3 protein-coding genes, 3 tRNA genes and 5 rRNA genes are annotated in these 15,336 nt (G+C 48.0%); 2 read left to right on the forward strand and 9 right to left on the reverse strand.

Translation table 11 applies throughout. The features are described 5' to 3' along the window. Positions 1-121 precede the first annotated feature (121 nt). Entirely contained in the window at positions 122-3,802 is a 3,681-nt protein-coding gene (gene metH, locus ACYJZR_RS13525; protein WP_406966392.1) for a methionine synthase, read from the reverse strand. A 191-nt stretch (positions 3,803-3,993) separates the two neighbouring features. Between metH and ACYJZR_RS13530 the strand changes: the two genes are divergently transcribed. After that, positions 3,994-5,328, forward strand: a complete 1,335-nt coding sequence (locus tag ACYJZR_RS13530; RefSeq protein ID WP_406966391.1) for a cation:proton antiporter — start codon at positions 3,994-3,996, stop codon at positions 5,326-5,328. A 405-nt stretch (positions 5,329-5,733) separates the two neighbouring features. Next, positions 5,734-5,925 (forward strand): winged helix-turn-helix domain-containing protein, encoded by a 192-nt coding sequence (locus tag ACYJZR_RS13535; protein WP_324169927.1) that lies wholly within the window; start codon positions 5,734-5,736, stop codon positions 5,923-5,925. Positions 5,926-6,522: 597 nt separating this feature from the next. Here the strand turns inward: ACYJZR_RS13535 and ACYJZR_RS13540 are convergent. The 8 genes from ACYJZR_RS13540 to ACYJZR_RS13575 form a co-directional block, all read right to left on the reverse strand. Beyond that, positions 6,523-6,599: transfer RNA gene (locus ACYJZR_RS13540), tRNA-Asp, on the reverse strand. A gap of 30 nt (positions 6,600-6,629) precedes the next feature. After that, positions 6,630-6,745, reverse strand: a 5S ribosomal RNA gene (gene rrf / locus ACYJZR_RS13545). Between the two features lie 91 nt (positions 6,746-6,836). After that, positions 6,837-9,727 (reverse strand): 23S ribosomal RNA (locus ACYJZR_RS13550). Between the two features lie 264 nt (positions 9,728-9,991). Continuing rightward, positions 9,992-10,067 (reverse strand) — tRNA-Ala (locus ACYJZR_RS13555). 41 nt (positions 10,068-10,108) lie between these two features. Beyond that, positions 10,109-10,185, reverse strand: a tRNA-Ile gene (locus tag ACYJZR_RS13560). 65 nt (positions 10,186-10,250) lie between these two features. Continuing rightward, positions 10,251-11,803: ribosomal RNA gene (locus ACYJZR_RS13565) — 16S ribosomal RNA — on the reverse strand. Positions 11,804-12,120: 317 nt separating this feature from the next. After that, positions 12,121-12,236 (reverse strand): 5S ribosomal RNA (gene rrf / locus ACYJZR_RS13570). A gap of 91 nt (positions 12,237-12,327) precedes the next feature. Continuing rightward, a 23S ribosomal RNA gene (locus tag ACYJZR_RS13575) occupies positions 12,328-15,218 on the reverse strand. The 16S, 23S and 5S rRNA genes sit together here with 3 tRNA genes alongside, the layout of an rRNA operon. Positions 15,219-15,336 lie beyond the last annotated feature (118 nt).

Below are 15,336 nucleotides of genomic sequence, written 5' to 3' on the forward strand. Positions count from 1 at the left end.
TGGTTTGTTCCTCAAGTGACCACTACCGTGGTTCAAAAAGCATAACGTGATTTTTGAGGGAACAACGACAAATTAAAGGGCTGCACATTGGCAGCCCTTTTTTATTGCTTGTTCACTTGATTTAGCCGTTAATGTTTGGCCCCAACCATTTTTCAGCTTCGATCCTATCCCAACCTTTACGATCAGCATAACTCTCTAACTGATCATCTTGGATCTGAGCAATCGCAAAATAGCGAGAGTCTGGATGTGAGAAATACCAACCGGACACTGATGCCCCCGGATACATTGCATAGCTCGTTGTAAGTGACATACCGATGTTCTCTTCAACATTCAGTAACTCCCAAAGCGGGCCTTTCTCTGTATGCTCAGGACAAGCTGGGTAACCCGGTGCAGGACGGATCCCTTGGTACTTTTCACGGATGAGCTCATCATTCGATAGATTTTCATCTGCTGCATAGCCCCAAATTTCTTTCCTGACACGCTCATGCAAGTATTCAGCAAAAGCTTCGGCTAAACGATCCGCCACCGCTTGAATCATGATTGCGTTGTAGTCATCGCCTTGCGCTTTGTACTCATCGGCCAACTCACGCTCACCGATACCGCCAGTTACTGCAAACGCTCCAACCCAATCCTGTTTGCCAGATTCTTTTGGCGCGATGTAATCCGACAAGCAGTAGTTAAATCCTTTAGGCTTTTCTGTTTGCTGACGAAGATTGCGCAATACTTTAGCAACCTCAGTACGCGACTCATCGATGTACACTTCAATATCATCACCCACACTTGCCGCTGGGAATAGACCACATATCCCGCGAGCCTTAAGCAATCCTTCACGCTCAACTCGATCAAGCAACTCATTGGCATCATGGAATAGACGCTGAGCCTCCTCACCCACTTCTTCATGTTTGAAGATTGTCGGGTATTTTCCTACCAGCGACCACGTCATGAAAAACGGCGTCCAGTCGATATACTTGCGTAAGGTTGCGACATCAAAATCATCGAAAATATGAAGGCCTGGTTTTGCAGGAACTGGTGGCGTGTATGCATCCCAATCTATCGCGACTTTATTTGCACGCGCTTGTTCTAAAGTGACAGGCTTAGTACGCGGCTTCTTACGATTGTGTTGGTCACGAACACGCTCATAATCCGCATCCAGTTTTTCTATAAAGGCAGGTCGACGTTCATCGGAGAGTAATGACGAACAAACCCCTACTGCGCGCGACGCATTGTTTACGTAAACCACCGGATTTTTGTAGTTCTGCTCAATCTTAACGGCGGTGTGCGCTTTGGATGTGGTAGCTCCACCAATCAGAAGCGGAAGATCAAAATTGAGACGTTCCATCTCTTTAGCAACATGAACCATTTCATCCAGAGATGGGGTAATCAACCCTGACAAACCGATAATATCAACGTTCTCTTCTAGCGCGACTTTTAAGATCTTTTCACACGGTACCATCACGCCAAGATCGATGATCTCGTAGTTATTACACTGCAATACAACGCCTACAATGTTTTTGCCGATGTCGTGCACGTCACCCTTCACTGTCGCCAACAAAATTTTTCCGTTACTGCTACCAGATTGTTTTTCGGCGTTAATAAAAGGCTCTAAATGCGCGACAGCTTGCTTCATCACACGTGCTGATTTCACGACTTGAGGTAAGAACATCTTACCTTCACCAAATAGGTCCCCCACCACGTTCATGCCATCCATCAAAGGACCTTCAATCACTTCAAGTGGTTTTGCCGCATTCACACGTGCTTCTTCAGTGTCTGCAACGATGAACTCTGTGATCCCTTTAACTAACGCATGCTCTAAACGTTTTGCGACAGGCCAAGTTCGCCACTCAAGCGCAGAGGCATCTTCTTCTTTGCCAACGCCTTTATCTGCGTACTCAGCCGCGATATCCAACAATCTTTCTGTAGCGTCATCTCGACGGTTAAGCACAACGTCTTCTACCGCTTCTCGTAGTTTTTCCGGAACGTTGTCATAAATTTCAAGTTGACCCGCGTTTACGATCCCCATATCCATACCATTTTTAAAACAGTGATAGAGGAATACAGCATGGATAGCTTCACGAACGTAGTTATTGCCACGGAAAGAGAAAGAAACATTCGACACGCCTCCGGAAATCATCGCGTGTGGCAAATCGCGCTTGATGTCCGCTACAGCTTCAATGAAATCAACAGCATAGTTGTTATGTTCATCAATACCCGTTGCGACGGCAAAAATGTTTGGGTCAAAAATAATGTCTTCTGGCGGGAAGCCAACTTCGTCTACCAAAATACGATAAGCATTTGTACAAATTTCTAGCTTGCGCGCGCGCGTTTCTGCCTGACCAACCTCATCGAATGCCATGACGATCACAGCTGCGCCATAACGACGGATCAGTTTAGCTTGCTCAACAAATTTCTCTTTGCCTTCCTTCAAAGAGATAGAGTTCACAATGCCTTTACCTTGAATGCATTTCAGACCCGCTTCAATCACTTCCCATTTGGAAGAGTCGACCATGATTGGCACTTTGGAGATTTCTGGTTCTGAGGCACATAGGTTTAGAAAACGCACCATACAAGCCTGTGCGTCTAACATCCCCTCATCCATGTTGATGTCGATGATTTGGGCACCATTTTCAACTTGCTGACGCGCGACTTCTAATGCTTCGTCATACTGTTCTTCTTTGATCAAACGTTTAAAGCGAGCAGAACCTGTGACGTTAGTTCGCTCACCGACATTGATGAATAAAGTCTCTTTCTCAATCGTTAATGGCTCTAATCCGGAGAGACGACAAGCAACAGGCAAATCTGGCAAAGCGCGAGGTGTAACACCTTCAACGGCCTGCGCCATTTGGCGAATATGCTCCGGCGTTGTACCACAACAGCCACCAATCAGATTTAAAAAGCCGCTGCTAGCCCACTCTTTTACATGCTCTGCCATATCTTCTGGAGAAAGGTCATATTCTCCAAAAGCATTCGGCAAACCTGCGTTAGGGTGCGCGGAAACAAATGATTCAGAAATACGAGAAAGCTCTTCCACGTATGGGCGCAGTTCATCTGGCCCCAATGCACAGTTAAGACCGAAAGATAACGGCCTTACATGACGTAGAGAGTTGTAAAATGATTCCGTGGTTTGCCCTGATAACGTGCGCCCCGAAGCGTCGGTAATCGTACCGGAAATCATGACAGGCAGTGCAACACCAAGCTCTTCAAATACAGAATCGACAGCAAAGGCACATGCCTTAGCATTCAATGTATCGAAAATAGTTTCGATCAAAATAAGATCAGCGCCACCTCTGATTAACGCTCGAGTTGACTCGGAATACGCTTCAACCAGCTCATCGAAAGAAACATTGCGGTAGCCGGGATCATTCACATCAGGGGAGATAGAGCACGTTCGGTTAGTTGGACCAAGTACACCTGCAACGTAACGAGGTTTGTCAGGCGTTTTCGCCGTCCACTCATCGGCAACTTCACGAGCCAGTTTTGCCGCGGCGAAGTTAATCTCTTCACTCAGGCTTTCCATCTCATAGTCAGCCATCGCAATGGTGGTCGCGTTAAAGGTATTGGTTTCTAGAATATCAGCGCCGGCTTCAAGGTAAGCGCTATGGATTTCCTTAATTAGTTGAGGCTGGCTTAGCACCAACAAGTCGTTGTTGCCTTTTAGATCACAGTGCCAATTGGCAAAGCGCTCTCCTCGGTAATCTTGCTCTTCAAGTTTGTACCCTTGGATCATGGTGCCCATACCACCATCAATCAATAAGATACGTTGCTTCAATTGAGCTTCAATCTGTTGTCTTACTTTGCTTCCCACAGTACAGCCTCATTCCTTTAGTTATGATTCCATCCTATCACACAAACTTCAGGAGTCTAGACGTCTAAATGGAGATTTAATGATTATTTTATCTCCTTCTTAACTTGCAAAATAAACCCGAAAAAATGTTTGCTATTTAGACAGCATCAGCCGAGAATTCCATTCATAAAATGTTACAAATAGAGAGCTCTATGTCGGTCTATCATACTTTATGTTTTCTATCCGCAGCTGCAATGATAATTGCTTTTGTAAACAGCAAGATAGGAAAGATGCAAACCACCATCGCCATTACAGCAGGTTCAATGGTTCTTTCTCTACTTATTTTGATCGCCGGTCAAAACAACTGGTTTCACCTTACGGAGATTGCAACCGAGACGGTAACAAGGATCAACTTTGAAGACTTTTTGTTGAAAGGCATCCTTGGATTTTTGCTTTTTGCTGGCGGCTTGGGCATCAAGTTACCCAACTTAAAAGATCAAAAGTGGGAAATCACGGTATTGGCTCTTGGAGCAACCCTGTTCTCAACCTTCTTCATCGGCTTTGTTCTTTATGGCCTTTGTATGCTGATCGGCATACAGTTTGATTTGGTTTACTGCTTGCTATTTGGCGCATTAATCTCGCCTACCGACCCGATTGCCGTTCTAGCTATCGTTAAAAAGTTAGATGCACCTAAACGTATCTCGACACAGATCGAAGGGGAGTCACTATTCAATGATGGCTTCGGCTTGGTTATTTTCGTCACGCTTTTCACCATTGCATTTGGCTCAGAAGCACCAACAGTCGTTAGCGTCACTCTACTCTTCATCCAAGAAGCGATTGGCGGGATCGTCTATGGCTTTCTATTGGGCTTAGTATTCCACTACCTAATCAGTGCTACTGACGATCACTCAATGGAACTACTACTTACTATCGGTGTTCCTACAGCAGGTTACGCATTTGCTGAGTACATTCATGTTTCAGGCCCACTTGCAATGGTAGTGTCGGGAATTATGATCGGTAACTGGACTCGCTTTATTGGATTCTCTAAAGAGAGTGAAGACCACCTAGACCACTTCTGGGAGTTAGTAGATGAGTTCCTAAACGGCGTGCTATTCCTATTAATTGGTATGTCGATGCTGCTATTTAAATTCCATGAAGAAGACTGGATCATGATGGCAATTGCAGTCCCTCTGGTGCTAGCCTCTCGCTATCTCAGTGTCTTTATCTCATACATAGGCTTTAAACGTTACAGAAAATATAACTCATGGTCTGTAAAAATTCTGACTTGGGGTGGCCTACGTGGCGGCCTAGCGCTAGCAATGGCACTTTCAATTCCATCAGGGATTTGGGTGGTTCAAGACAAGCTGATCGATGTAAAAGAGATCATCCTTGTAATGACCTATTCGGTTGTGGTGTTCTCTATCCTTATTCAAGGTTCAACCATTACACCAATGATTGAAAAGGCGAAAGCTGAAGAAAAAAAGATGGAAGATGAAAAGCTAGCTCAAAACTCTTTAGCAGAGCAAAGGGAGCAAACAGAAGCCTAATTCCATTCTCCCCATATTTAAAAAGCAGCCTTAGGGCTGCTTTTTTTATACTCAAAAATTCAAAGACTTCACCAACAATATTATCTAGAAGCCTCCCCTTTCTACTCTCCTCAGAGCGAAGCCCACGCCTAATAACAATCTAAGTAAAAATATGATCTAATTGAGACCATTCAACAATAGAACGTATTCGCTATGGATAGCCTCAATAATATCGACTTTAAAAAGCTCGCAAGTCAGCAAAAATCCATTCAGATGAAAATGAGACAGCTGGCCCTTGATTATTTCAAAAATGGACAATCACGCACACAAATCGCCAAGTTTCTCAAGGTAAGCCGAACCAGTGTCAATAAGTTGGCCTAAACCTTTCTTGAAGAAGGGCTGGAAGGACTGCAAGAAAGGCCAAGCATAGGAAGACCACCGTTCTTAACTTCCGAGCAAAGGGAGCAATTGAGCCAATACATAAAAGATAAGGCCAATGATACACAAGGCGGACGACTGATTGGTTCCGATATCCACGCTTATATCATGAAAGAATTTGGCAAGCACTACCGCCCTGACTCTATCTATTACCTGCTCGACCACATGAGCCTTTCATGAATAACTTCCCGCTCAAAACACGACAACACGCTTATGGGTAGAAAAAGCAACTCGCCCAAGAGCCGTGAAGCAATAACAATTTGTGTATACTTACCTGTTCGGTTCAGTCTGTCCCAGAAAAGGAATTGGTGAGGCTATCATTGTCCTTGGGTTCATAAAGACATAGCACTTAAAACAAATATTGGCAGTCACGGAGGAGGGATGTCGCGCTGTCGCTATAATGGATGGTGCAGGATGGCATATAGAAGAAATTGCCAATGACTTTAAATGTCAGTGTCATCAAACTTTCTCCCTATTCTCCAGAGCTAAACCCTATCGGACAAGTATGGAGTTGGTTGAGGCAACCAATCTTTTACGGATTACGACGACATCATCTCCAAAGTCTGCGATGCATAGAATCGGTTTTGGATTGATCCAAAATAGTCACCCAATGTGCTCGAAAAGGTGGATAGACCTGACCAGTTAATTTTCCAGATTGGTATAAATGGCGGAGCTATTGGGACGGCAGACCACCGAGAATGGCCTTTCTTTGAAGGGAAAATGACCGCCCCTAAAACGACAAAAGCCCTGCTATTTCTAGCAGAGCTTTCAAATAAGTGGCGGAGCGGACGGGACTCGAACCCGCGACCCCCGGCGTGACAGGCCGGTATTCTAACCAACTGAACTACCGCTCCGCACTGGTTAGACCTAAGTCTAAATTTAAAGCCTGGCGATGTCCTACTCTCACATGGGGAAACCCCACACTACCATCGGCGCTATTTCGTTTCACTTCTGAGTTCGGAATGGAGTCAGGTGGGTCCAAAACGCTATGGTCGCCAAGCAAATTCTTTAATTCGGAAAGCTGTTTTTGTGTTCTCTACACATTCAATTCTGTTCTTGCTTCGAGTCCATCAAAACCCCTTGGGTGTTGTATGGTTAAGCCTCACGGGCAATTAGTATCAGTTAGCTCAATGCCTCACAGCACTTACACACCTGACCTATCAACGTCGTAGTCTCCGACAACCCTTTAGGATACTTAAAGTATCAGGGAAGACTCATCTCAGGGCTCGCTTCCCGCTTAGATGCTTTCAGCGGTTATCGATTCCGAACTTAGCTACCGGGCAATGCGTCTGGCGACACAACCCGAACACCAGAGGTTCGTCCACTCCGGTCCTCTCGTACTAGGAGCAGCCCCCTTCAATCTTCCAACGCCCACGGCAGATAGGGACCGAACTGTCTCACGACGTTCTAAACCCAGCTCGCGTACCACTTTAAATGGCGAACAGCCATACCCTTGGGACCGACTTCAGCCCCAGGATGTGATGAGCCGACATCGAGGTGCCAAACACCGCCGTCGATATGAACTCTTGGGCGGTATCAGCCTGTTATCCCCGGAGTACCTTTTATCCGTTGAGCGATGGCCCTTCCATTCAGAACCACCGGATCACTATGACCTGCTTTCGCACCTGCTCGAATTGTCATTCTCGCAGTCAAGCGGGCTTATGCCATTGCACTAACCTCACGATGTCCAACCGTGATTAGCCCACCTTCGTGCTCCTCCGTTACTCTTTGGGAGGAGACCGCCCCAGTCAAACTACCCACCAGGCACTGTCCGCAACCCCGATTAGGGGTCGACGTTAGAACATCAACACTACAAGGGTGGTATTTCAAGGACGGCTCCACACATACTGGCGTACGTGCTTCAAAGCCTCCCACCTATCCTACACATGTAGGGTCAATGTTCAGTGCCAAGCTGTAGTAAAGGTTCACGGGGTCTTTCCGTCTAGCCGCGGGTACACTGCATCTTCACAGCGATTTCAATTTCACTGAGTCTCGGGTGGAGACAGCGTGGCCATCATTACGCCATTCGTGCAGGTCGGAACTTACCCGACAAGGAATTTCGCTACCTTAGGACCGTTATAGTTACGGCCGCCGTTTACCGGGGCTTCGATCAAGAGCTTCGACCGAAGTCTAACCCCATCAATTAACCTTCCGGCACCGGGCAGGCGTCACACCGTATACGTCATCTTACGATTTTGCACAGTGCTGTGTTTTTAATAAACAGTTGCAGCCACCTGGTATCTGCGACTCTCGTCAGCTCCATCCGCGAGGGACTTCACCATCAAGAGCGTACCTTCTCCCGAAGTTACGGTACCATTTTGCCTAGTTCCTTCACCCGAGTTCTCTCAAGCGCCTTGGTATTCTCTACCCGACCACCTGTGTCGGTTTGGGGTACGATTCCTTACAATCTGAAGCTTAGAGGCTTTTCCTGGAAGCATGGCATCAATGACTTCACACCCGTAGGTGCTCGACGTCGTGTCTCAGCCTTAAAAAGAGCCGGATTTACCTAACTCTTAAGCCTACGCACTTGAACCTGGACAACCGTCGCCAGGCCCACCTAGCCTTCTCCGTCCCCCCATCGCAATTGTAAGAAGTACGGGAATATTAACCCGTTTCCCATCGACTACGCCTTTCGGCCTCGCCTTAGGGGTCGACTTACCCTGCCCCGATTAACGTTGGACAGGAACCCTTGGTCTTCCGGCGAGGAGGTTTTTCACCCCCTTTATCGTTACTCATGTCAGCATTCGCACTTCTGATACGTCCAGCATGCGTTACCACACACCTTCAACCGCTTACAGAACGCTCCCCTACCCAATGTGCAAAAGCACATTGCCGCAGCTTCGGTTTACTACTTAGCCCCGTTACATCTTCCGCGCAGGCCGACTCGACCAGTGAGCTATTACGCTTTCTTTAAATGATGGCTGCTTCTAAGCCAACATCCTGGCTGTCTGAGCCTTCCCACATCGTTTCCCACTTAGTAGTAATTTGGGACCTTAGCTGGCGGTCTGGGTTGTTTCCCTCTCCACGACGGACGTTAGCACCCGCCGTGTGTCTCCCGGATAGTACTTACTGGTATTCGGAGTTTGCAAAGGGTTGGTAAGTCGGGATGACCCCCTAGCCTTAACAGTGCTCTACCCCCAGTAGTATTCGTCCGAGGCGCTACCTAAATAGCTTTCGGGGAGAACCAGCTATCTCCAGGTTTGATTGGCCTTTCACCCCTAGCCACAAGTCATCCGCTAATTTTTCAACATTAGTCGGTTCGGTCCTCCAGTTGATGTTACTCAACCTTCAACCTGCCCATGGCTAGATCACCTGGTTTCGGGTCTATATCCAGAGACTGAACGCCCAGTTAAGACTCGGTTTCCCTACGGCTCCCCTAGATGGTTAACCTTGCCACTGAATATAAGTCGCTGACCCATTATACAAAAGGTACGCAGTCACAGGACAAAGCCTGCTCCTACTGCTTGTACGTACACGGTTTCAGGTTCTATTTCACTCCCCTCACAGGGGTTCTTTTCGCCTTTCCCTCACGGTACTGGTTCACTATCGGTCAGTCAGTAGTATTTAGCCTTGGAGGATGGTCCCCCCATATTCAGACAGGATATCACGTGTCCCGCCCTACTCGATTTCACTGAACACACGTCGTCAACTACGGGACTATCACCCTGTATCGTCGGACTTTCCAGACCGTTCGTCTAACGCGTGTAAAGCTTAAGGGCTAATCCAATTTCGCTCGCCGCTACTTTCGGAATCTCGGTTGATTTCTTTTCCTCGGGGTACTTAGATGTTTCAGTTCCCCCGGTTCGCCTCATTAACCTATGTATTCAGTTAATGATACTTACTTATGTAAGTGGGTTTCCCCATTCAGAAATCCCAGACTCAAATGGTTGTTACTACCTAATCTGGGCTTATCGCAAGTTACTACGTCTTTCATCGCCTCTGACTGCCAAGGCATCCACCGTGTACGCTTAGTCACTTAACCATACAACCCGAAGGAGTTTCGAGTTGATGAACAAGTCACCAAAGTTGTCTGCAATTTTTATACATGATGCAGACTCGATTTTGCCGGACTCAAATTCCAAGAACACTTGAATGTGTTATTTTGGTGTTTGTCATAAAGACAAACATTGAGAACTTTACAAACAACAATAAATTGTTGTTTTGTCAGCTTTCCAAATTGTTAAAGAGCTAATCACTTCTAATGAAGTAACCATTTTTAAAAGCACTCATCGAATGCGCTTAAAGATGGTGGAGCTATGCGGGATCGAACCGCAGACCTCCTGCGTGCAAGGCAGGCGCTCTCCCAGCTGAGCTATAGCCCCATCAAGGTGTCGATACTGTATGCCAACTCCCTAAAAGGAATTGGTGGGTCTGAGTGGACTCGAACCACCGACCTCTCGCTTATCAGGCGAACGCTCTAACCACCTGAGCTACAGACCCAGTATCGTCTCTTTTACATAAACCGTATCAATCTGTGTGGACACTCATCGTGAGTAATCATCGTTTAAGGAGGTGATCCAGCGCCAGGTTCCCCTAGCGCTACCTTGTTACGACTTCACCCCAGTCATGAACCACAAAGTGGTAAGCGTCCCCCCGAAGGTTAAACTACCTACTTCTTTTGCAGCCCACTCCCATGGTGTGACGGGCGGTGTGTACAAGGCCCGGGAACGTATTCACCGTGGCATTCTGATCCACGATTACTAGCGATTCCGACTTCATGGAGTCGAGTTGCAGACTCCAATCCGGACTACGACGCACTTTTTGGGATTCGCTCACTTTCGCAAGTTGGCTGCCCTCTGTATGCGCCATTGTAGCACGTGTGTAGCCCTACTCGTAAGGGCCATGATGACTTGACGTCGTCCCCACCTTCCTCCGGTTTATCACCGGCAGTCTCCCTGGAGTTCCCGACATTACTCGCTGGCAAACAAGGATAAGGGTTGCGCTCGTTGCGGGACTTAACCCAACATTTCACAACACGAGCTGACGACAGCCATGCAGCACCTGTCTCAGAGTTCCCGAAGGCACCAATCCATCTCTGGAAAGTTCTCTGGATGTCAAGAGTAGGTAAGGTTCTTCGCGTTGCATCGAATTAAACCACATGCTCCACCGCTTGTGCGGGCCCCCGTCAATTCATTTGAGTTTTAATCTTGCGACCGTACTCCCCAGGCGGTCTACTTAACGCGTTAGCTCCGAAAGCCACGGCTCAAGGCCACAACCTCCAAGTAGACATCGTTTACGGCGTGGACTACCAGGGTATCTAATCCTGTTTGCTCCCCACGCTTTCGCATCTGAGTGTCAGTATCTGTCCAGGGGGCCGCCTTCGCCACCGGTATTCCTTCAGATCTCTACGCATTTCACCGCTACACCTGAAATTCTACCCCCCTCTACAGTACTCTAGTCTGCCAGTTTCAAATGCAATTCCGAGGTTGAGCCCCGGGCTTTCACATCTGACTTAACAAACCACCTGCATGCGCTTTACGCCCAGTAATTCCGATTAACGCTCGCACCCTCCGTATTACCGCGGCTGCTGGCACGGAGTTAGCCGGTGCTTCTTCTGTCGCTAACGTCAAATAATGCAGCTATTAACTACACTACCTTCCTCACGACTGAAAGTGCTTTACAACCCGAAGGCCTTCTTCACACACGCGGCATGGCTGCATCAGGCTTGCGCCCATTGTGCAATATTCCCCACTGCTGCCTCCCGTAGGAGTCTGGACCGTGTCTCAGTTCCAGTGTGGCTGATCATCCTCTCAGACCAGCTAGGGATCGTCGCCTTGGTGAGCCCTTACCTCACCAACTAGCTAATCCCACCTAGGCATATCCTGACGCGAGAGGCCCGAAGGTCCCCCTCTTTGGCCCGTAGGCATCATGCGGTATTAGCCATCGTTTCCAATGGTTATCCCCCACATCAGGGCAATTTCCTAGGCATTACTCACCCGTCCGCCGCTCGACGCCGTTATCGTTCCCCGAAGGTTCAGATAACTCGTTTCCGCTCGACTTGCATGTGTTAGGCCTGCCGCCAGCGTTCAATCTGAGCCATGATCAAACTCTTCAATTTAAGATTTTGTTCGGCTCAATGAATACTGAACATTACATAAAGTAATGTTTGAATTGACTGTGCTGAATCCGAAGATTCAATGGTCACTTCGTTTCATTGAAACCTAATTTGATACCGAAGTATCTAATTGGATTATCATCAACGAGTGCCCACACAGATTGATAGGTTTATATTGTTAAAGAGCTTGGCTTTCAGTGCCTTAGCACTCAAGCGAGGTGCGTATAATACGCTTTCCACTTTTAAAGTCAACATAAAACTCTAAAAAAGATTAGAACTTTATGGTGACTTGCTTAAATCTTAAGCAAGTGCAAATTAAAGCCTGGCGATGTCCTACTCTCACATGGGGAAACCCCACACTACCATCGGCGCTATTTCGTTTCACTTCTGAGTTCGGAATGGAGTCAGGTGGGTCCAAAACGCTATGGTCGCCAAGCAAATTCTTTAATTCGGAAAGCTGTTTTTGTGTTCTCTACACATTCAATTCTGTTCTTGCTTCGAGTCCATCAAAACCCCTTGGGTGTTGTATGGTTAAGCCTCACGGGCAATTAGTATCAGTTAGCTCAATGCCTCACAGCACTTACACACCTGACCTATCAACGTCGTAGTCTCCGACAACCCTTTAGGATACTTAAAGTATCAGGGAAGACTCATCTCAGGGCTCGCTTCCCGCTTAGATGCTTTCAGCGGTTATCGATTCCGAACTTAGCTACCGGGCAATGCGTCTGGCGACACAACCCGAACACCAGAGGTTCGTCCACTCCGGTCCTCTCGTACTAGGAGCAGCCCCCTTCAATCTTCCAACGCCCACGGCAGATAGGGACCGAACTGTCTCACGACGTTCTAAACCCAGCTCGCGTACCACTTTAAATGGCGAACAGCCATACCCTTGGGACCGACTTCAGCCCCAGGATGTGATGAGCCGACATCGAGGTGCCAAACACCGCCGTCGATATGAACTCTTGGGCGGTATCAGCCTGTTATCCCCGGAGTACCTTTTATCCGTTGAGCGATGGCCCTTCCATTCAGAACCACCGGATCACTATGACCTGCTTTCGCACCTGCTCGAATTGTCATTCTCGCAGTCAAGCGGGCTTATGCCATTGCACTAACCTCACGATGTCCAACCGTGATTAGCCCACCTTCGTGCTCCTCCGTTACTCTTTGGGAGGAGACCGCCCCAGTCAAACTACCCACCAGGCACTGTCCGCAACCCCGATTAGGGGTCGACGTTAGAACATCAACACTACAAGGGTGGTATTTCAAGGACGGCTCCACACATACTGGCGTACGTGCTTCAAAGCCTCCCACCTATCCTACACATGTAGGGTCAATGTTCAGTGCCAAGCTGTAGTAAAGGTTCACGGGGTCTTTCCGTCTAGCCGCGGGTACACTGCATCTTCACAGCGATTTCAATTTCACTGAGTCTCGGGTGGAGACAGCGTGGCCATCATTACGCCATTCGTGCAGGTCGGAACTTACCCGACAAGGAATTTCGCTACCTTAGGACCGTTATAGTTACGGCCGCCGTTTACCGGGGCTTCGATCAAGAGCTTCGACCGAAGTCTAACCCCATCAATTAACCTTCCGGCACCGGGCAGGCGTCACACCGTATACGTCATCTTACGATTTTGCACAGTGCTGTGTTTTTAATAAACAGTTGCAGCCACCTGGTATCTGCGACTCTCGTCAGCTCCATCCGCGAGGGACTTCACCATCAAGAGCGTACCTTCTCCCGAAGTTACGGTACCATTTTGCCTAGTTCCTTCACCCGAGTTCTCTCAAGCGCCTTGGTATTCTCTACCCGACCACCTGTGTCGGTTTGGGGTACGATTCCTTACAATCTGAAGCTTAGAGGCTTTTCCTGGAAGCATGGCATCAATGACTTCACACCCGTAGGTGCTCGACGTCGTGTCTCAGCCTTAAAAAGAGCCGGATTTACCTAACTCTTAAGCCTACGCACTTGAACCTGGACAACCGTCGCCAGGCCCACCTAGCCTTCTCCGTCCCCCCATCGCAATTGTAAGAAGTACGGGAATATTAACCCGTTTCCCATCGACTACGCCTTTCGGCCTCGCCTTAGGGGTCGACTTACCCTGCCCCGATTAACGTTGGACAGGAACCCTTGGTCTTCCGGCGAGGAGGTTTTTCACCCCCTTTATCGTTACTCATGTCAGCATTCGCACTTCTGATACGTCCAGCATGCGTTACCACACACCTTCAACCGCTTACAGAACGCTCCCCTACCCAATGTGCAAAAGCACATTGCCGCAGCTTCGGTTTACTACTTAGCCCCGTTACATCTTCCGCGCAGGCCGACTCGACCAGTGAGCTATTACGCTTTCTTTAAATGATGGCTGCTTCTAAGCCAACATCCTGGCTGTCTGAGCCTTCCCACATCGTTTCCCACTTAGTAGTAATTTGGGACCTTAGCTGGCGGTCTGGGTTGTTTCCCTCTCCACGACGGACGTTAGCACCCGCCGTGTGTCTCCCGGATAGTACTTACTGGTATTCGGAGTTTGCAAAGGGTTGGTAAGTCGGGATGACCCCCTAGCCTTAACAGTGCTCTACCCCCAGTAGTATTCGTCCGAGGCGCTACCTAAATAGCTTTCGGGGAGAACCAGCTATCTCCAGGTTTGATTGGCCTTTCACCCCTAGCCACAAGTCATCCGCTAATTTTTCAACATTAGTCGGTTCGGTCCTCCAGTTGATGTTACTCAACCTTCAACCTGCCCATGGCTAGATCACCTGGTTTCGGGTCTATATCCAGAGACTGAACGCCCAGTTAAGACTCGGTTTCCCTACGGCTCCCCTAGATGGTTAACCTTGCCACTGAATATAAGTCGCTGACCCATTATACAAAAGGTACGCAGTCACAGGACAAAGCCTGCTCCTACTGCTTGTACGTACACGGTTTCAGGTTCTATTTCACTCCCCTCACAGGGGTTCTTTTCGCCTTTCCCTCACGGTACTGGTTCACTATCGGTCAGTCAGTAGTATTTAGCCTTGGAGGATGGTCCCCCCATATTCAGACAGGATATCACGTGTCCCGCCCTACTCGATTTCACTGAACACACGTCGTCAACTACGGGACTATCACCCTGTATCGTCGGACTTTCCAGACCGTTCGTCTAACGCGTGTAAAGCTTAAGGGCTAATCCAATTTCGCTCGCCGCTACTTTCGGAATCTCGGTTGATTTCTTTTCCTCGGGGTACTTAGATGTTTCAGTTCCCCCGGTTCGCCTCCTTACCCTATGTATTCAGGTAAGGATACGTGCTTATGCACGTGGGTTTCCCCATTCAGAAATCCCAGACTCAAATGGTTGTTACTACCTAATCTGGGCTTATCGCAAGTTACTACGTCTTTCATCGCCTCTGACTGCCAAGGCATCCACCGTGTACGCTTAGTCACTTAACCATACAACCCGAAGGAGTTTCGAGTTGATGAACAAGTCACCAAAGTTGTCTGCAATTTTTATACATGATGCAGACTCGATTTTGCCGGACTCAAATTCCAAGAACACTTGAATGTGTTA

The organism is Vibrio sp. RC2502, from assembly GCF_054850435.1.